This is a genomic window from Gemmatimonadota bacterium, assembly GCA_016714015.1.
Classification (GTDB): domain Bacteria; phylum Gemmatimonadota; class Gemmatimonadetes; order Gemmatimonadales; family Gemmatimonadaceae; genus Pseudogemmatithrix.
The window spans coordinates 539078-558217 of sequence record JADJNZ010000004.1 but is presented as its reverse complement, the minus strand read 5'-3'; the positions used below and the strand labels follow the sequence as shown (position 1 = coordinate 558217).

19 protein-coding genes and 1 tRNA gene are annotated in these 19140 nt (G+C 70.3%); 1 reads left to right on the top strand and 19 read right to left on the bottom strand.

Translation table 11 applies throughout. The features are described from left to right. Positions 1-12 precede the first annotated feature (12 nt). Genes IPJ78_09690 through IPJ78_09680 form a run of 3 tightly spaced genes read right to left on the bottom strand, consistent with a single transcriptional unit; the run spans position 13 to position 1330 of the window. On the bottom strand, positions 13-366 hold the full coding sequence (locus IPJ78_09690; GenBank protein MBK7906826.1) for a hypothetical protein: 354 nt from the start codon (positions 364-366) through the stop codon (positions 13-15). After that, on the bottom strand, positions 360-869 hold the full coding sequence (locus tag IPJ78_09685; protein ID MBK7906825.1) for a hypothetical protein: 510 nt from the start codon (positions 867-869) through the stop codon (positions 360-362). Before IPJ78_09685 ends, IPJ78_09690 begins: the two co-directional genes overlap by 7 nt. A gap of 32 nt (positions 870-901) precedes the next feature. Then, entirely contained in the window at positions 902-1330 is a 429-nt protein-coding gene (locus IPJ78_09680; protein MBK7906824.1) for an acyl-CoA thioesterase, read from the bottom strand. A gap of 65 nt (positions 1331-1395) precedes the next feature. Between IPJ78_09680 and IPJ78_09675 the strand changes: the two genes are divergently transcribed. Next, positions 1396-2154 (top strand): UDP-2,3-diacylglucosamine diphosphatase, encoded by a 759-nt coding sequence (locus IPJ78_09675; GenBank protein ID MBK7906823.1) that lies wholly within the window; start codon positions 1396-1398, stop codon positions 2152-2154. 34 nt (positions 2155-2188) lie between these two features. On the opposite strand, the gene IPJ78_09670 is transcribed toward IPJ78_09675, so the two are convergent. The 16 genes from IPJ78_09670 to IPJ78_09595 form a co-directional block, all read right to left on the bottom strand. Further along, on the bottom strand, positions 2189-2827 hold the full coding sequence (locus IPJ78_09670) for a hypothetical protein (GenBank protein ID MBK7906822.1): 639 nt from the start codon (positions 2825-2827) through the stop codon (positions 2189-2191). Between the two features lie 86 nt (positions 2828-2913). Continuing rightward, on the bottom strand, positions 2914-5040 hold the full coding sequence (locus IPJ78_09665; GenBank protein MBK7906821.1) for a carboxypeptidase regulatory-like domain-containing protein: 2127 nt from the start codon (positions 5038-5040) through the stop codon (positions 2914-2916). Beyond that, positions 5012-5108 (bottom strand) — tRNA-Sec (locus IPJ78_09660). Before IPJ78_09660 ends, IPJ78_09665 begins: the two co-directional genes overlap by 29 nt. Positions 5109-5138: 30 nt before the next feature. Continuing rightward, on the bottom strand, positions 5139-6110 hold the full coding sequence (gene selD / locus IPJ78_09655; GenBank protein MBK7906820.1) for a selenide, water dikinase SelD: 972 nt from the start codon (positions 6108-6110) through the stop codon (positions 5139-5141). A gap of 105 nt (positions 6111-6215) precedes the next feature. Continuing rightward, positions 6216-6599, bottom strand: coding sequence for a RidA family protein (locus IPJ78_09650; protein ID MBK7906819.1), 384 nt, complete (start codon positions 6597-6599; stop codon positions 6216-6218). 9 nt (positions 6600-6608) lie between these two features. Continuing rightward, complete coding sequence (locus tag IPJ78_09645) at positions 6609-8282, bottom strand: formate--tetrahydrofolate ligase (protein MBK7906818.1); 1674 nt, start codon at positions 8280-8282, stop codon at positions 6609-6611. A 47-nt stretch (positions 8283-8329) separates the two neighbouring features. Further along, positions 8330-9163, bottom strand: a complete 834-nt coding sequence (locus tag IPJ78_09640; GenBank protein ID MBK7906817.1) for a TatD family hydrolase — start codon at positions 9161-9163, stop codon at positions 8330-8332. A gap of 2 nt (positions 9164-9165) precedes the next feature. Beyond that, entirely contained in the window at positions 9166-10119 is a 954-nt protein-coding gene (gene secF / locus IPJ78_09635; protein ID MBK7906816.1) for a protein translocase subunit SecF, read from the bottom strand. Beyond that, positions 10119-11744 (bottom strand): protein translocase subunit SecD, encoded by a 1626-nt coding sequence (gene secD, locus IPJ78_09630; protein ID MBK7906815.1) that lies wholly within the window; start codon positions 11742-11744, stop codon positions 10119-10121. The genes secF and secD overlap by 1 nt, the downstream gene beginning before the upstream one ends. Before the next feature lie 91 nt (positions 11745-11835). Continuing rightward, positions 11836-12786: a bifunctional riboflavin kinase/FAD synthetase gene (locus IPJ78_09625; protein MBK7906814.1), complete on the bottom strand. Its 951-nt coding sequence runs from the start codon at positions 12784-12786 to the stop codon at positions 11836-11838. Further along, the gene (gene truB, locus IPJ78_09620; GenBank protein ID MBK7906813.1) at positions 12776-13702 is read right to left on the bottom strand and encodes a tRNA pseudouridine(55) synthase TruB; all 927 of its coding nucleotides are present in this window, start codon (positions 13700-13702) and stop codon (positions 12776-12778) included. Before truB ends, IPJ78_09625 begins: the two co-directional genes overlap by 11 nt. Next, complete coding sequence (gene rbfA, locus IPJ78_09615) at positions 13674-14078, bottom strand: 30S ribosome-binding factor RbfA (GenBank protein MBK7906812.1); 405 nt, start codon at positions 14076-14078, stop codon at positions 13674-13676. Before rbfA ends, truB begins: the two co-directional genes overlap by 29 nt. Before the next feature lie 25 nt (positions 14079-14103). Further along, positions 14104-16926 carry a translation initiation factor IF-2 gene (infB, locus tag IPJ78_09610; GenBank protein ID MBK7906811.1) on the bottom strand — a complete coding sequence of 941 codons (2823 nt, stop codon included), beginning with the start codon at positions 16924-16926 and terminating at the stop codon, positions 14104-14106. Next, a complete protein-coding gene (locus tag IPJ78_09605) occupies positions 16923-17273 on the bottom strand; it encodes a ribosomal L7Ae/L30e/S12e/Gadd45 family protein (protein ID MBK7906810.1) in 351 nt (116 codons plus the stop codon). The genes infB and IPJ78_09605 overlap by 4 nt, the downstream gene beginning before the upstream one ends. Next, entirely contained in the window at positions 17274-18587 is a 1314-nt protein-coding gene (nusA, locus tag IPJ78_09600; GenBank protein ID MBK7906809.1) for a transcription termination factor NusA, read from the bottom strand. It abuts the gene before it with no gap. A 24-nt stretch (positions 18588-18611) separates the two neighbouring features. Next, positions 18612-19013 carry a ribosome maturation factor RimP gene (locus tag IPJ78_09595; protein MBK7906808.1) on the bottom strand — a complete coding sequence of 134 codons (402 nt, stop codon included), beginning with the start codon at positions 19011-19013 and terminating at the stop codon, positions 18612-18614. Positions 19014-19140 lie beyond the last annotated feature (127 nt).

Genomic DNA, 19140 nt, shown 5'->3' with positions numbered 1-19140 from the left:
CGACGAGGGGGCTCAGAAGGTCGCGACCACTTCAGGGTGGAAGTGGACCTCGCGCACGAAGCCGGGGAACTCGATGACCTCGTAGTACTCGGCCCAGATGTGGATCGTGCCCTGCCGCCGGCGCACGGTGACCTTCTGCGCCGCTTCGGGAAGCTTGAGCGAGTCGGCGAACGTCCGGAGGCGGCGCTGGATGAGCAGGTCGCTGCGGTGCTGCGCGAAGCGCGCTTCCTGGCGCATCCGGTCCTGGTACTGGTAGAAGTGCCAGTACTTCGTCCCGATATGCGTGCCGAAGTAGATGACGAAGCCGAAGACGACGAGCGTCAGCAGCCCGCCGAGCCCGCCCTTGCCCGGTCTCGCTCTCACCATTGCGATTGCGCTCCCTCGATCACGTCGTTGACGATCCGGTCGATCGCCTGCTTGCGCCCCTGCGCCTCGCCGCGGTCGGAGTACTCACCGTCCGCCTGCATGCCGGTCCGCGTCCAGAGCACCTTCCCGGTCACCTGATCGACGATCTCCACGTCCACTTGGACACGCAGGCGGCGGCGCGCCGAGGTGGACTGGTTCGGGTTGGCGGAGAATCCGGCGGCAGCGTCGAGCTCGAATCGCGTGATGCGACCCCGTACGACCGCGTTCGCCCGGTCCTCGGGCGCATCGCGCAGCCCGAGGCGCGACTGCAGGCCCTGCCGCATGGCCGCCTGCATCTCGAGGGGCAGTTCCGGGGACGAGGTCTCGTTCTCGAAGGGCAGGACGGCGACGGTGCGCACGTGCGGCGGCAGGCCCCCGCCGGCGAAGCCGTACAGGCAGCCGCCGACGAGCGGCAGCAGGCAGAGCGCGCCGATCAGGCGCCGTCGAAACGGGGAGTGGTCCACGTCAGGAAGTCTCTCGGGCGAGGGGGCGCGGGTCAATCGTCGGTACCGCGCGCGCCAGAGAGCAGCTGGCGGATGTGGGCCGGGAGGGCCACGAGCTTTCCCCCCGGCGCGACGGACACGAGCATCGTCGAGGCGGTCACGAGGCGCTCCCCCGTGTCGTCGCCGGGGGCGGCGATGCGCGTGATGTCGTAGCGGAAGGTCATGCTCCGGGACTGCACGCTCTCGAGCCGCGTCTCGATCCGGACGAGGTCGTCGTACCTCGCACTGGCATGATAGCGGAGCGTCGCCTCCGCGACGGCGAGCATGATGCCCTGCCGCTCCATCTCGGCGTAGGTGAAACCCAGCGCGCGGATGAAGTCGGTGCGGCCGACCTCGCACCAGACGAGGTAGTTGGCGTGATAGGCGACGCCCATCTGGTCGGTCTCGCCGTAGCGGACGCGTACCTCTGACGCGGTGATCATCGGGGCGAGTCTACCGGACACGGGCGGCCTTTGTAAAGGGAGCGAGCGGGCGGTATCATCCAGCGATGCTCCCCGCCCCCTGCTATGTACTCTCCGACGCGCACCTGGGTGCCGCCCCCGCGGAGACCGAGCGTGACCTGCTCTCGTTCCTGCGGGCCCTGCCGGGGGACGCGAAGTCGCTCGTCATCAACGGGGACCTGTTCGACTTCTGGTTCGAGTGGCGGCACGCCGTGCCGCGCGCCGGCGTGCGGGTGCTCGGCGAGCTCGCCCGCATCCGCGAGTCGGGCATCCCGGTGCTGTGGGTCGCCGGCAATCACGACTGTTGGGGCGGCGAGGTGCTCCGCGAGGACCTGGGTCTGGACTATCACGTCGGGCCCTGGCGCGGCGTCGCGGGTGGATGGGACACGCTCATCGAGCACGGCGACGGACTTCGCGTGAACGAGGACGCGCCGTACCGTCGGCTGCGCGCCGTGCTCCGCCACCCGCTGAGCGTCAAGGCGTTCCGCCTCCTGCACCCGGACGTCGGCACCTGGGTGGCGCTCCGCAGTTCGCATACGAGCCGCAACATGCGCCCGCGAGACGGGGGCGAGGGCCTGCGGCTGGTCGCCGATCAACGGCTGGCGGCCCCGGCGGCTCCGGCGCTCCTGATCTTCGGACACTCGCATGTCACGACGCTCGAGCGCCTGCAGGGGCGAGCGTTCGCGAATCCCGGCGCCTGGATGGACGTCCCCCGTTTCCTTCGGGTAGTTCCCGAGCAGGTGGAGCTCTGTCGCTGGACCGGCACCGCGCGGGTCGTCGAGGCGACACTCGCGCGCGACGCATAGCGCCGGGTCGCGCCGCGCGCGATCCCCGCTGCGTTCAGCGGAACGCGAACGAGGCTTGGAGCAGCGGACCGAACGGCGTCTGCCGCAGGCCGACGCGTCCCGGGAGGTCCCAGAGGTGCGCCGCGACCAACGCGTCGGCCCCGGCGAACAGATGGTTGAACGCCATCACCGCAAGCCAATCCTCGTAGTGCAGTCGGCGCGTGCGGACGTACGCCGCGTCGTAGCGTGGCACGCTCCAGGCCGCGACCACGGGATCGCCGTTCCCGTCGCGCGTCGGGAGGCCGGTCGTGGCGTTCACCTGATACCGGAGCGGGATGGAGTCGCCGGCGAACCGCCGCGCGATACGAAGGTCCTCTGCGGAGCGGTGGGCCAGCGCGAGCGCGGTGACCTCGATGAGGAAGAACATCCCGCCCGCGTACCCGCGATCGAGCTTGGCCTGCCCTGCCCCGGGCACGAGGAAGGAGAGGAGGAAGGCCCGGCCCGGCGAGATCGGCGGCCGGAGCGTGTCCGCAGGGAGGGTGCGCTCGCGCACGACGGAGTCGGGCGCCGCGATGACGGACGGGCGCGTGACGCCGGCGCGCACGCTGTCGAGTTGCTGCGCGTCCCCCGTGCGCACCACGAGCAGCAGGGCGGCTGCGGCGAACAGGACGCGCATGAGGGGGGAACGGATCACGGGCATCGGTGCAACGTGCGACCCCTGAGGGCGACGAGGGTTCCGGTGGAGAACAGCCGCGCGAAAGATATCGCGTCCGAGGGTCCTCAACGCGTCCAGACGACGATGAGTCCGCAGAACATGTTCCGCTGGTCCCCGACGTACTCGCTCGGGATCGAAGCGGGGCCGGCGAACACCTCGATGCCGTGGATCTCCGAGACCGGTGGCATCCGGTCCCTGAGGTTGACCGGCACGTCCGGCAGGAGCACGCCATCGATCGCCATGCGCATCCAGCAGGGCTGGACGTTCATCCAACCCGGCGTCTTCGCGCGCCGCGAGGCGGGCTGAGCGCCTTCCGGTCCCTCGACGAGGTCCACGGCGCTCACGTTGAGCAGCATCTGCCACGCGTTGACCGGGTTCCGCCGCAGGATCTGCTCGCTCGTGATCGTCGCGGTGGCGACGCCGGCGCGCCGGCGCGCCTCGAACGCACCATAGCGCGCTCGTTCGTCGGCCGCCGCCTCGATCCGAACCGCCTCGAGCACGGTGCCGCCCTGCGTCCGCTCCAGGAGCACCGTAGCCGGCGTCAGCCCCTCCGCGACCGTCACCATCCCGTACGCGAGGTGGTAGCCGGGGCTGCGCGCCTCGACACGCATCTCGCCGAGGGGAAGCGCCGTGAGCACCGCGCGACCGAGCGAGTCGGAGCGGAGTCGATACTCCCGCGCCGCCGCATCCACCGCCCCGATCTCGACGCCGGCGATGGGCCGGCCGAGCGAATCGGTGACGGTGAACTCGACCTCGGCGCGCACGCTGGTGCGCGGGACAAGACCGAGCGCGGCCGCCGTCATGCGCCGCCGCGGCAACTGCACGGGGAGCCAGTGCAACGAATCGCCGTGCACCGCGACCTCGGCCAGAACCGGAGGATCGTGGTCGACCATCAGGGCCGGTGAGTTGACTGCCACGCGGTAGCGGCCGGGGAGCACCAGCGGGAAGCGCGCGATGCCCGCGGAATCGACCACCGCCTCGTAGTCGGTCCCCGCCAGCGTCACCCGTGCCTCGGAACGCCGCGCGGGATCCTCGCCGTCGGGGAGGGTGACACGAACCGCGAGCGACGCGCCGGTGGCGCGATAGACGGCGGCGGCGCCCCGTTCGACGCGGGTGACCTCGCCACCCACGACCTTCACCCCCTTGAGCACGATGGAGGGGCCGACGACGCGGATGCGTCCGCCAGTGACGCGACTCGGGATGCGGCGCTCGAGCTCCGGCATGCGGATCCACCAGCGCGTGACGAGCCAGGCGCCGTCCGCGATCCGCTGGAACTCCACGCGCCCTCCCGCTTCGGCCGGGGCGGCGGCTTGGGGCAGTCCGGTATACGCGTATTCGAGGTTGCGCAGTTCGGCCGTCTCGCGATCGAGCCAGAGCGTACCCTCCACCTCCCGTCGCGTGCGCGCCTGGTCGACGGGCCGGAAGCGCACGCCGATCCGTCCATCGCCGGGCTCGCCATCGACGAGCTGGAAGCAGTGCGTCGCCGCGAATGCGTCGGAGAGCAGGACGTCCGCGTCCGGCGCGTGATACGAGACCCCGGCCTCGTCCTCGACGATGAACCCGGCGCGCGCGAGCGAGTCGGCCGCCCAGCTGCGGAACGGTCGCTCGCTGGGGGCACGGGTCCGTTGCACGCTCTGATCGATGACACGCACGCCGAGGGAGTCGAGCTGACGATCGTAGACCGTCCATTCGGCGACGAGGGGGTCGCGGATACGGGCCGTGTTGGTGAGCACGAGCGCCTTGCGCGCCTCCTCCCAAACGACGGCGACACGCGCGCGGGCATCGTCGCGGGCGCCGCACGGGTCGCTCCGCCGCACGGTGATGGCGCTCAGCCGCACCGGCTCCGGAGCGAGCACGATCCGGACGGTGACGGTATCGGTCGCGCCGAGCTCGTGCACCGCGGTCTCGGTGGGGCGGAAGCCGACGCGGAGCGCGCGAACGATCACGCGGCCCGGCGCGCCGAGCGTCATCTGGAACTCGCCCCGCGCATCGGTCACCGCCCGGCCGAGGAGCGGACCTCGCGGATCGCTCGCAGTCACGATCACAGACGGGGCGACGGCGATCGAGTCGGCCGCGAGGACGACACCGCGCACCACCTGCGCCTCCGCGGCGCTTCCGCCAAGGGAGAGCGTCGCCGCGGCGAGAAGGGCGCCGAGCGCGCGCTGGCGGGAGCGTGTGGGAATCGAACCCACCCAGCCCGACGTGGTCAGGCCGCTACGGTTTTGAAGACCGCGGGGACCACCAGACCCCATCCACCCCCCCTGCGCGCCGGCCGACCGGACCCGCGAGCTCAGTGCAGCCGGATGCGTGCGCCCTCGTGCCACTCCTCGACGGCGCCGATCACGACCGCGTCGCTCATCCGCTCACGATACGCGGCGACACGCTCCGGCGCGAGGGCGACGAGCAATCCGCCGGAGGTCTGCGGATCGCACAGCAGGGCGCGCCATTCCTCACCGGTGTCGTTCCAGTCGACCTCCGGCGCGACCCACTCGGCGTTCCGCTTCGCGCCGCCGGTCGCATGCCCGGCGGCGAGGAGCTCGCGCGCCCCGTCGAGGAGCGGGACGGTTTGGACCGCGATGACGAGTCGGACGGCGCTTGCGCGTGCGACATGCATCGCGTGCCCGAGGAGCCCGAAGCCGGTGATGTCCGTCGCGCAACGCGCACCGACGGCGACCGCGGCGCGCGACGCCGCGGCGTTCAGCGTGCTCATCGTGTGGTAGAGCCGTTCGTCCTGCTCCGGCGTGAGCGCCCCGCGCTTGCCGGCCGTCGCGAGGATCCCGGTGCCGATCGGCTTGGTGAGGAGCAGCACATCGCCGGGACGCGCGTGCGCATTGGAGAGGATCCGATCCGGATGCACGCGCCCGGTGACGGAGAGCCCGTACTTCAGCTCTTCGTCGGTGACCGTGTGCCCCCCCACGATGCGCGCCCCCGCCTCGTGCACGGCGTCCTGGCCGCCGCGGAGGATCTCGGTGAGGACGCTCAGCGGAAGCGCCTTCTCCGGGAACCCGACGATGTTCATCGCCGTGAGCGGTTCCCCGCCCATCGCGAAGACGTCGGACAGCGCGTTCGCCGCCGCGATGCGTCCGAACCGATACGGGTCGTCGACGATGGGCGCGAAGAAGTCGACCGTCTGGACGAGCGCGAGGTCGTCGGACAGCCGGAACACCCCCGCGTCGTCGAAGGTCTCGCGACCGACGAGGAGGCGGGGATCATCTTCGCGCGGCAGCGGCGCGAGCGCGGCGGACAGGTCACCCGGACCCATCTTGGACGCTCAGCCGGCGCAGCGGGCGAACTGGGTCAGCTGGAAGAGGCGTTCTCGGGACATGGGAGCGGGAGTGGGACAGCGGGCGACGGCGGACGCCGTCGACTACGGCAGCTTCGCAATCAGCTCGACCTCGACGCTCACGCCGCGCGGGAGCGCCGCGACCTGCACCGTCGAGCGCGCGGGACGTGCGTCGCCGAGGGCGGCGGCGTAGACCTCGTTGAACCGCGGGAAGTCGGCCATGTCCTGCAGGAAGACCGTCGTCTTCACGACGTCCTTCCAGGTGCAGCCGGCCTTCGCCAGCACCTGCTGCAGGTTCGCGAGGACCTGCTGCGTCTGCGGCACGACATCGCCCGGGACGACGTCCATGGTCCTCGGGTCGAGGGGGATCTGTCCCGCTGTGAAGAGGAAGCCGCCGGCGATGGTCGCCTGGCTGTACGGGCCGATGGCGGCGGGGGCCTGCTCGGTGCTGAGGGTCTGGATGGGCATCGCGTGCTCCTAGAAGAGGCCCGAGATCGAGCCATCCGGATGGATGGCCATCTTCTCGGCGGCCGGTGCCTTCGGGAGGCCCGGCATGGTCATGATCTCGCCGCACTGCGCCACGATGAAGCCGGCGCCGGCGACCGGGTAGACGTCGTTGACGGTCACGCGGAACCCCGAGGGGCGGCCGAGCTTCGTCGCGTCGTCGGAGAGCGAGTACTGCGTCTTCGCCATGCAGATCGGCGTCTCGGCGAGGCCGATGCTCTCGAGGTACGCGATGGCGCGGTCGGCCTTGGCGCTGTAGTCGGCGCCCTCGCCGCCGTAGACCTTCCGCACGATCGTGTCGATCTTCTCCTTGATCGGACGCGACGCGTCGTAGAGCGGCGCGTAGCGCGACTTGCCGCCCTTGAGGATGTCGAGCACCTCGCGCGCGAGCGCCTCGCCGCCTTCCCCACCCTTGGCGAAGACCTCGCAGAGGGCCACGCGCGCGCCGGCCTTCTCCGCGGCCTCCCGCACGATCGCCAGTTCGGCATCGGTGTCGGTGCCGAAGCGGTTGATCGCGACCACGAGTTCCATCCCGAACTGGCGCACATTCTGGATGTGGTGCTCGAGGTTCACGACCCCCTTCCGGAGCGCGGCGAGGTCCTCGGAGGCGAGTTCGGTCTTCTTCGCGCCGCCGTTCATCTTGAGCGCGCGGATGGTCGCGACGAGCACCGCGGCCTCGGGCGTGATGCCCCCGAAGCGGCACTTGATGTCGAAGAACTTCTCCGCGCCCAGGTCGGACCCGAACCCGGCCTCGGTCACGACGACGTCGCCGACGGCGAGCGCGGCGCGGGTGGCGAGGATGGAGTTGCAGCCGTGCGCGATGTTGCCGAACGGCCCGGCATGGACGAAGGCGGGCCCACCCTCGAGCGTCTGCACGAGGTTCGGGCGGATGGCGTCCTTCAGCAGCATCGCCATGGCACCGTGCGCCTTGAGGTCGCGGGCGTAAACCGGCTTGCGGTCGGCGCCGTACGTGGAGCCGACGATGATGTTGCCGAGGCGTTGTTCGAGATCGGACGCGGAGGTCGCGAGCGCGACGATCGCCATGATCTCCGACGCGGGGATGATCACGAAGCGCTCCTCGCGGACCACTCCCTCGCTGGGGCCGCCGAGGCCGATGATCACCTTCCGGAGGGCGCGGTCGTTCATGTCGATCGTCCGCGGCCAGGTGATGCGACGCGGGTCGATGTTGAGCGCGTTGCCCTGCTGGAGGTGGTTGTCGAGCATCGCGCTCAGGAGCGCATGCGCCGACGAGATGGCGTGGAAGTCGCCCGTGAAATGCAGGTTGATGTCGTCCATCGGCAGGACCTGCGCGTACCCGCCGCCGGCGGCGCCACCCTTCACGCCGAAGACGGGGCCGAGCGAAGGCTCGCGGATGCAGAGCACGGCGTTCGTGCCGATCCTGCGCAACGCCTGCGCGAGCCCCACGGAGGTCGTCGTCTTGCCCTCTCCGGCGGCGGTCGGGTTGATCGCCGTGACGATCACCAGCTTGCCTTTCGCGGGCCGGGTGGTGAGTCCGAGCGCGACCTTCGCCTTGTACTTGCCGTAGAGGTCGAGGTCGTCGGGGCCGAGGCCGATCTCGGCCGCGACGTCGGTGATGGGGCGAAGGGTCGCTGCCTGCGCGATCGCGATGTCGGAGGGAACGCTCATGACCGGAATGCTAAGCCTCGAGGGGGGTGGAAGGAACGAGGAACAGCTCAGTCCAGCGCGAACAACCGTCGGGTGTTGCCCAGCACCTGCGCCGCGAGCACCGCGGGATCCACGGCGCGCACCTCGGCGAGCCGCCGAAGCGTATACGCACACCAGGCCGGCTCGTTGCGCTTGCCGCGGAACGGGACCGGAGCGAGATACGGGCTGTCGCTCTCGACGAGCAGCCGGTCGGCGGGAACGAGCCGGAGCAGGTCGAGGTCGTCCCACTTCTTGAACGTCACGATCCCGCTGAACGAGACGGACCAGCCGGCGGCGAGCCCGACCTCCGCGAGGGCGAGGGAGCCAGTGTAGCAGTGCAGCACCCCGCGGATGCCGGCGTCACCCGCCTCGCGGAGCATCGCCGTCGTGTCCTCCTCGGCATCGCGCGTGTGGAGGACGACGGGCCGCCCCGTCTCCTTGGCGAGCGCGAGCTGGTCGGCGAACGCGCGCCGCTGGAGCGGTCGCGGGGAGTGGTCGTAGTGGTAGTCGAGTCCGCATTCGCCCACGGCGACCGCCCCGTCGCGCATGGCCTGGCGGATCACCGGGCCGTCGGTGCCGGGGTCGTACCCGGCCGCATCGTGCGGATGGACGCCGGCGGTCCACCAGATGCGCCCGGGATGCCCCGCGGCGAGCGTATTCGCCCGCCTGGCGGCCTCGAGCGACTCTCCGATGCAGATCACGCCCTGGCCACCGGCGTCATGCAGGCGGCCCAATACGGCCTCGCGGTCCTCGTCAAAGCCCTCAGCGGCGATGTGGGCGTGCGAGTCGATGAAGGGGAGCGGAGACGACGAAGCCCCGGCGTGCTCGTCGCGCCGGGGCTCCGGGTCGAGCCGGGCGGGCAAGCTCAGGCCTTGGCCGGGGCCGCCGCGCCGCGCACGTCATTCTCGCGCGGCCACTTCGCCTCGACCCACATCAGGATCGGCGAGGCGACGAAGATCGACGAGAAGGTACCGGTGAAGATGCCGAAGCTCATGACCCAGGCGAACGGCCGGATGACCTCGCCCCCGAAGATCAGCAGCGACATCGTCGCCGCGAGCGTCGTCCCGTGCGTGAGGACGGAACGCGGTAGCGTCTCGTTCACCGAGCGGTTCAACGTGTCGTACAGCGGCTCCTTCCGCTTCTTGCGCAGGTTCTCGCGCACGCGGTCGAAGATGATGATCGTGTCGTTCAGGGAATAGCCCACCACGGTGAGGATCGCCGCGATGACCGTGAGCGAGACCTCGAGATCGATCAGCTTGATGAACGCGAGCGTCGCGAGGATGTCGTGTGCCGTCGCGATCACGGCCGAGACGCCGAAGCGCCACTCGAAGCGGATGGCGAGGTACGCCATCGTGACGAGGAACGAGATGAGGATCGCGACGATCGCACCGCGACGGAGCTCGCTGCCCACGCGCGGCCCGACGGCCATGCGATCGGCGACCTCGAAGCTGCCGGCGCCGAGCTCTGCGGTGAGCGCGTCGGTGATGGTCTTCGAGACGCCCTCGGCGCCCGCATCCTGCGCCGCCACGCTGGCCTCGTCCTGTGCCTTGATCGTGTACGACGTCGGCGATCCGAACTGCTGGATCTCCGCGCCCTTGATCCCGGCCTTGTCCACCGCCGCGCGCAGGCGCGCCGCATCCGGGGCCTCCTTGAACTCGAGCTGGAGGAGCGTCCCGCCGGTGAACTCGATGGAGTAGCTGAACCAGCCCGTCAAGACGCCGGAGCCGAGACCGAGCACGACGAAGGCGACGGTCAGGATGATGGCCGTGCGCCAGTGCTTGATGAAATCGATCTTGGTGTCGTGGAGGATGCGCAGCATCAGATGCTCAGGGCCTGCTCACCGCGCGTGCGCGAGAGCCAGACGTAGAAGAAGGTCTTGGTCACGAAGATCGAGGTGATCATCGAGGCGGCGATACCGGCGACGAGCGTGACGGCGAAGCCCTTCACCGGTCCGGTGCCGTACTGGTAGAGCACCGCGGCGGTGAGGACGGTCGAGACGTTCGAGTCGACGATCGCGCTCATCGCGTGCTGGAAGCCCTCCTCGATCGCGGTCCGCACCGTCTTGCCGTGGTCGAGTTCCTCGCGGATGCGCTCGAAGATCAGCACGTTCGCGTCGACCGCGATGCCGATGGACAGCACGAAGCCGGCGAGGCCGGGGAGCGTGAGCACCGCATCGAACGCGGCGAGGGCGGCCAGCGTGAAGAGCACATACAGCACGAGTGCGGCGATCGACAGCATGCCGGAGTAGCGGTAGTAACCGACCATGACGACGATCACGCCGATGATCGCGATGCTGCCGGCGAGGATGCCGGAATCGATCGAATCCTGTCCCAGCGACGCGCCGATCTCGCGGGCCTCCGCCACCTTGAGCGGCACCGGCAGCGAGCCAGCGCGGAGCACAAGCGCGAGGTCCTGCGCCGCCTGGAGGTCACGGCCGCCCATCGTGATCTGCCCGCGGGCGCCGATCGCGCTCTGGATCACGGGCGCACTCATCACGCGCTCGTCGAGTACGATCGCCATGTTGTCGCCGATGTGCCGGGCCGTCTCCTTGCGGAAGCGGCTACCCCCCTCGGTGTTGAACACGAAGTCGACCTTCGCGCCCTCGAGAGGGTCCTGGTTCGGCGTCGCCGTCTGGAGGTAGGTGCCGTCGATGATGGCGCGCGAGTCGAGCACGTAGAGGGTCTGGTACGACTGCGTGCCGAGCATCAGCGAATCGGTGCCCCAGCGCACATCCTTTCCCGGGGGCAGCGCGGCCTGGATCAGCGGGTTCTCGAGCAGCGACCGGATGAGCGGGTAGTCGGCCTTGCTCACGACGTACTGCCCTGGCATCGAACCCGGCGAGACCCCGCGGCGGAACGGACCGTCGGTCGAGGTGCCGGCGGTGTCCGCCTTCGCGGTCGAGTCGGCGCTCTGGAGCAGTCCGCCGAGGGCATTGCCCGCACCGGTGTCGGCCGCCGCGGTCGGCGCGGCATTCGCGAGCTTCTGCTCCTTCACGATGCCGTCGAGCCGCGGGATCACGCGCTCGAGGGCCTGCGTTTCGTCGGTGATCTGGAACTTGAGGAACGCCGCCTTCTGCACCACGGCCGAGGCGCGTTCGCGGTCGGAGATGCCGGGGAGCTCGACGATGATGCGGTCGTCGCCGACCTTCTGCACTACCGGCTCGGCGACGCCGAACTCGTCGATGCGCGTCCGGACGACCTTGAGCGCGAGGTCGAGGGCTTCGCTCACGTTCTCGACCGTCTGCTTCGACTGGTCGACCTCGAGCGCGAGGTGCATGCCGCCCTGGAGGTCCAGACCGAGCTTGAGCGGGACGCGGCTGACGGTGTCATCCACGAACACGCCGTCACGCGAGATGCGCTCGACGACGGTCCGCGGCCACAGCTGCCAGGCGGACAGGAGCACGAGCGCCGCGATCACGGCAAGGCGCGTCTTCAGATTCTGCATCGCGAAACTGGATTGGGGGAACTGGGCCAATGAAGCCTTGAAGAGTACCGACGCAAACGGGGCAAGTCAATCGAATACAACGGGTTGGGCGTCACCCCAGGTCAACGACCGGCTGACCGGCAAGGGCCGCACGGGCGGCCCCTTCATCTCGGACCAACTGCGCGCGGAGTGCCTCGGGGGATTCGAACTTCCGCGTCTCGCGCAGTCGCGCCACGAAATCGAGTCGGACGCGCATGCCGTAGAAATCCCCCTCGACGTCGAAGAGGTGGGCCTCGAGGCGCGGATCCGATTCCTCGAACGTCGGACGTGGTCCGAGGTTCATCATGCCGCCGAAGGCGCCGCGGGGCGTCTGCACCCGCACCGCGTACACCCCCTCGGGGGGCATCAGCTTGTGCGCAGGGGGGAGCGCGATGTTGATCGTGCGGAACCCGAGCGTGCGACCGCGTTGCGCGCCCTGCCCCACCGTCCCGCTCGCACTGTAGGCGCGACCGAGGCCGTCCGCCGCCCGCACGAGGTCCCCCCCGGCGACCGCGCGTCGGATCGTCGTCGAGGAGATGGGACGCCCGTCGGTCCCGAGCACCGGGGGCACCACCTCGACCCCGAATCCGCGCGATGCACCGAGTGCCTGGAGCACCGAGGCATCGCCTGACCGCCCGCGCCCGAACCCGTGGTCGTAGCCGACGAGGAGGTACCGCAGGCCGAGCTGCTCCCGGAGCACGAGGTCGACGAACGCGTCCGCACCGTAGGTCGCGAGCGTGGGCGTGAAGGGAATCACGACGACGTAGTCGATCGGGCTCTCGGCGAGCACCTCGGTCTTCTCGACCCCGACCGTGAGCAGTGGCGGGGCAGCGGCCGGATTCACCACCTGGAGCGGGTGCGGCTCGAATGTCACGAGCACGGCCGGGAGGCCTCGGTCCCGCGCGCACTCCGCGAGCCGCTCGAGGACGAGGCGGTGCCCGCGGTGGACTCCATCGAACGTGCCCACCGTGCAGACAGTGCCGCCGACGTGCGGCGGGAGGCCGAACTCGATGCTAGGCCTCACGCATCACCACCCGCGGCTGCCAGCGATCGTCCCGTCGTTCCGCGAGCGCGACGAGCACGCCGGCCTCGCCGTTCGTCAGGGCCCCCCATGCGCCGTCCACCGCCGCCGGCACGTCGATGCCCCGCGCGACGCGCTGCACCTCCTCCTCCTGCAACGCCTGGACCGGGAACCCCTCGAGCGCGGAGAGCGCTGGGTGCACGCGCGCGAGGCCGTCGCGGAGTTCCTCAAGGGTCTGCGCGTCCGCGACGTCGAACGGCCCGCTCCGCGTTCGCCGCAACTGGGTGAGGTGGGCGGCACTTCCCGCGAGACGCGCGAGGTCGCGCGCGAGCGAGCGGACGTAGGTTCCGCCTCCGCACATGATCCGCACCCGGGCCTCGCGCACACGCGGGTCGGCGGTGGGTTCGTGCGGCGCGACCGACGTGCCGTGCTCGTCGGTGAGCGCCAGGACCTCCCAGCGCATGACGCGGATGCGTACCGGCTTGAGTGCGACGACCTCACCCTGGCGCGCGAGGTCGTACGCGCGCGCACCGTCGATGCGCTTGGCGGAGTACGCGGGCGGGACCTGGTCGATCGCGCCCGTGAGGGACGGCAACGCATCGAGGATCGCTTGGCGCTGCGGCAGCGGGGCCTCGCGGACGACGGCGCCGTGGAGATCCTCGGTGTCCGTCTCGGCGCCGAAGCGGATGGTGGCCTCGTAGACCTTGGGCTCGCCGGGGAGGTGCGGGAGGAGGCGCGTGGCACGCCCGACGAGGAGCACGAGCAAGCCCGTGGCGAACGGGTCGAGCGTGCCCGCGTGGCCGATGCGCTTCTCGCCGATGGCGCGGCGCGCGAGGCTCACGACGTCGTGTGAGGAGACCCCGGCCGGCTTGTCGACGAGCAGCAGGCCATCAACCGTCGGTGGCTTCCGGCGCGACATCGGGGGTGACGTCGGGGGCCGGCGGCTCGCGGAGGCCGGCGAGGAGCGTCTCGATGTGGGCCGCGCGGGCGACCGACTCGTCCACCCGGAACGCGATCTCGGGCGCGAACTGGAGCTGCAGCGACTTACCGATGCGGCTTCGAAGATAGCTCGCGGTGCTCTTCAGGCCGTCAAAGGTGGCGGCCCGTTCCGACTCCGTGCCCATGATGCTGACGAAGACCTTCGCGTGACGAAGGTCGCGCGTCATCTCGACCGCGGTCACGGTGACGAGCCCCGTGAGACGCGGATCCTTGGCGTCGCGCGCGAGGAACGCGGCGACCTCCTCGCGGATGGCCTCGCCGACGCGGTCGGCCCGGCGTGGATCCCGTGGTGGCATCAGTGGGCTCCTGCCCCGCGCGCGCTCAGCCGCCCTTCGACGGCTCGAGCGTGCGCGCGACCGATTCCTTGCGGTAGACCTCGATGAGATCACCGACCTTGAGGTCGTTGAAGTTGTCGACGCCGATACCGCACTCGTAGCCTTCCTTCACTTCCTTCACGTCGTCCTTGAAGCGGCGGAGGGAGCCGAGGGTCCCCTCGTAGATCTCCACGCCGTCGCGGATGACGCGCGCCCGGCCCTGGCGATTGATGAGCCCAGAGCGGACGAAGCAACCGGCGATGACACCGATCTTCGGCACCTTGAAGAGGTCGCGGACCTCCGCCTCGCCGACGATGACCTCCTTCTCCTCCGGCCGCAGCATGCCCTCGAGGGCGGCGCGCACATCGGCGACGGCCTCGTAGATGATGCGGTAGAGCTTGATCTCGACCCCTTCGCGATCGGCCATCGCGCGCGCCTTGGTATCGGGGCGCACGTGGAAGCCGATGATGATCGCGCCGGAGGCCTTGGCGAGGAGGATGTCGCTCTCGGTCACCGCTCCGACCGCTCGCGCGACGACCTCGACCTGCACCTCCTCGTTGCTGAGTTGCTGGAGCGCGTCGGCCAGCGCTTCCGACGGACCGCCCTGGTCGGCCTTGATGAGGAGCTTGAGCTGGCGCTTGCCGTCGGCGCCCGACGAAGCCATGAAGTCCTCGAGCGAGACGGCGCCCTTCGCGGTGCGCCGGCTGCGCGCTTCGCGGTCGAGGCGCTCGCGCCGCTGCGCGATCTCGCGCGCTTCGGCGGCGTCGGCGACCGCGATGAACTGGTCGCCGGCCATCGGGACACCGGTGAGGCCGAGCACCTGCACGGGGATGGCCGGACCGGCGGACTTGACGGTCTTGCCGCGCTCGTCGAGCAGCGCGCGGACGCGTCCGGAGAAGAGCCCGCAGATGAAGTCGTCACCGACCCGGAGCGTGCCGTTCTGCACGAGGATCGTGGCGACCGCACCCTTGCCGGCGTCGAGCTGCGCCTCGACGACGGAGCCGGTGGCGCGGCGATCGGGGTTGGCCTTCAGGTCGAGGATCTCGGCCTGGAGCAGGATCTGGTCGAGGAGTTCCGGCACGCCGGTCCCCTTCTTGGCCGAGATCTCGCTCGCGAGCGTGGTGCCACCGAAGTCCTCGAGCACGACGCCGTGCTGGAGGAGGTCCTGGCGCACCTTCATGGCATTCGCGGTGGGGAGGTCGATCTTGTTGATCGCGACGATGATCGGCACGCCGGCGTTCTTGGCGTGCGAGATCGCCTCGATGGTCTGCGGCATCACGGCGTCATCCGCAGCGACGACGAGGACGACGATGTCGGTGACCTGCGCGCCGCGCGCACGCATGGCCGTGAAGGCCTCGTGACCGGGCGTGTCGAGGAAGGTGATGGCGCGACCATCAGGCAGCGACACGTGATATGCGCCGATGTGCTGCGTGATGCCGCCGGCCTCGCCCGCGACGACCGTCGCCTTGCGGATGTAGTCCAGCAACGAAGTCTTGCCGTGGTCGACGTGACCCATGATGGTCACGACGGGCGGACGGAACTTGAGGTCCTCCGCCGCGTCCTTCGCCTGCTCCTCGGGGGCGGCGGCGTAGTCCTCTTCCTTGGTGGCGATGAAGCCGAACTCGCTCGCGATGAGCTCGATCTGGTCGAAGTCCATGCGCTGGTTGATCGTCACCATCAGCCCGAGATGCTTGAACGCGAACGCGACGATCTGCGTCGCCGGGGTCTTCATGACCTCGGCGAGTTCGCTGACGGTGATGAACTCGTTCACGCGGACGAGCTTCTTCTCGCGCTCCGCCATCTCGGCGCGGATTGCCTCGAGTTCCTCACGCGCATCGGCACCCGCCCGATCGCGCCGCTTGCCCGGCGCGCCGCCCATCTGGCGCATCGTGCGCGAGATGTTCGCCGTCACCGCTTCCTGATCGACGCGCTTCCCCTTCTTCCCACGCCTCGGCCCGGAGGACGGGGCGCCGCTGGACGGGGCGCCACCTTGGCCCCCACCCTGTCCGGGCCCACCCGGTCCGCCCGACCGACCGCGATCGTCCCGGCGACCGCCGCCGAGTCCGCCGCCAGGCGAGGCCGACGCGATCGGTCGCGGCGGCATCGGCATGCCACTGGTGACCGGACGCGGGCGCGGCGCAGCGGGCACGATCGGCTGCGGACGCGGACGCGAGGGGGCCTGCGGCGCCGCGGAGGCGATGGGCGCCGCGTGGTGCGTGGCACCCGGCGCAACGGACGGCGGGGCCGGGGCCGACGGTGGCTCCGACGCGGCGCGTGCCGCTTCGGCGATCGCACGCTGCCGCTCGGCCTCCTCGTGCCGGGCGCGGGCGAGTTCGCGCTCGGCCGCCTCGGCCCGCGCGCGCTCCTCGGCGACGCGGGCCTGCGCCTCACGCTCCGCCTGCGCAGCGGCCTCGGCGGCCGCGGCCTCGACCGCGGCCTGCTCGGCGGCCGCGGCGGCCTCGGCCTCGGCCTGGGCAACGTCCGCCGCGCGGCGACGGCGCGTGGACGGCTTGGCCTCCTCGACCGGCGCGGGCGCAGGCTCGGGCTCGGGGGCCTTCTTCTTGGCGGTGGGCTTCTTGGCGACGGGCGCGGCCTCGGCCTCGGCGTCCTTGACCGGGGCCTTCTTCTTCTTCGCCGGCGCGGCCTCCACCGGGGCCGAGCGATGGCGCTTCTCGCGCTCCCAGCGCAGGCGCGCGCGCGCCACCTGCTCATCCGTGAGCGGGGACGCGGGATTGCGCGCGACGATCTCCATCGAGCGAAGCAAGCCCATCACTTCCTCGGCGGAGACGCCGAACTCCGTTGCCAGTTCACCAACCCGAAGCTTCGTCAAACCTTCCCCCTTGAGCCTTTCTGCACCGCATCCGCCGGACCGGCGAACGCGAGGATCCCCTTCGCCAACTGCGCCTCCACGACGCCGATGACGGCGGTGGATTCGCGCCCCGCGACCTCCCCCAACTCAGCCGCGGAGGGCACCCACAACGTGGGTACTTCCTTCGCGCGCAACAGCCCTTCGACCTTCTCGCGACTGTGATGCGAGGCGTCCTCCGCCAGCACCGCCAACCGCACCTCACCCTTCTTCACGGCCTCGCGCACCCGATCGACGCCGACCAGCACGAGCCGTCCCCGCACCCCGAGCCCGAGCAAGCCGAGCAGGCGGCGCCGAACGGGCTCGTCCACTCAGTCCGTCCCGGCTCCCTCACCGGCGCCTTCCTCGGTGAGCTCGTTGATGATCGCCATGATCCGGTCGGCCTCTTCCGGCGCGATGCCGGGGAGCTTGAGGAGATCCTCGCGCTCGAGGTCGATGATGTCGTTCAGCGTGCGGTAGCCCCCGGCCTCGAGCACCGCGACCGTCGCGGTCGCGAGCCCCTCGATGTCGGACAGCGGCACATCGGCGGCCTCGTCATCCGGCAGCGGCGCGAAGAGCGGGATGTCGCCGCCCTTCTCCAGCCACTCACGGCTCGAGTAGAGGTCGATCTTCCAACCGGTGAGTTCGGACGCGAGGCGCACGTTCTGCCCGTTGCGCCCGATCGCGAGGGAGAGCTGGTCCTCGTCGACGACCGCCTGGATGGTCTTCGTGGTCGGTTCGGAGAAGACGCGGGCCACCTTCGCCGGGGCGAGGGCGAGTTTGGCGAAACGTTCCGGGTCGGCCGACCATGGCACGATGTCGATGCGCTCCCCGCCCAGTTCCTGCACGACGGCCTGCACCCGCGAGCCCTTGAGGCCCACGCACGCGCCGACCGGATCGATCCCGTCGTCCCGCGAGACGACGGCGATCTTGGTGCGGCTCCCGACCTCGCGCGACGCCGCGCGGATCTCGACGATGCCCGACTGGATCTCCGGGACCTCGAGACGGAACAGTGCCTGAACGAACATCGCGTCGGCGCGCGAGAGGATGAGGCGGGGCCCCTTGGGGGTCTCCTCGATCTTCTTGAGCACCGCGCGGACCGGCTCGCCCTGCGTGTACGTCTCGCGGTGGTTCTGCTCGCGGTACGGAATGATCGCCTCGGCCTCGCGGAACTTGTTCAGCATGAGCACGATCTTGCCGCGCTCGATCTGCTGGATCTCGCCCGAGAGGAGGTCGCCCACGCGCGACGAGAATTCGTCGCGGATCTTGGAGCGCTCGCCCTCGCGCACCCGCTGCACGATGCGCTGCTTCGCGGCCTGCACGGCGGAGCGCCCGAACTCGGCGAACTCGACCGGGATCTCCATGATGTCCCCGACCTGGTAGTCGGGGTCCTCGTAGCGGGCCTCCTCGAGCGAGATCTCGATGATGCCATCAAGGACCTCCTCGACGACCTTCTTGAGGATCACGATGCGGATGTCGCCCTTGGCGTCATCGATCTCCACCTCCGCCTGCACGGTCGGGCCGTGCTTCTTGGCGAGGGCGGCGAGAATGCCGTCCTTGAGCAACTCGTGCAGCTCGCCGCGCTCGATCTGCTTCGAGTTCGCGAGCTCGCGCAGCGCAGTGAGGATCTCAGCCGATCCGGCCATCCCGCTCTCCTTCCGAGTAGATGCTTACGGTTTCCAGTGGAACGCGAGGCGCGCGTCGGTGACGTCGGCCAGCGCGATCTCGTGCTCGATGCCCTTCGCGTCGCGGAGCCGGAGCTGCTCCTGACCGGCCTCCCCCTGCACCGCGACGATGTCTACCTCCTGCCGTCCCTGCAACGCCGGCGCGTTCACGCTCGCCCGGCGCCCCACGAACCGCACCCAATCCGCCGCCTTCTTCAACGGCCGTTCCATCCCCGGTGACGAGACTTCCAGCACGTACCGGGTCGCGATGAGCGACGGGTCCGCGTCCAGCCGGGCCTCGATCGCACGTGACGCGGTCGCGCAGTCGCCGACCTGCACCTTCTGCCCGTCCAGACGGTCGATCCGCACGTCCAGGACCGGACGCCCTTTCGACCCGCCCCGCCTCATCTCCACCAACTCGAAGCCGAGCGGCGTAAGTTCAGCGATGACAATGGCTTCGATCGCTTGATCCACGGCGTGACCAGAGACTCGTAGAGAACAAAAAAGTGTGGGGAGACCTTCCCCCACACTCCGA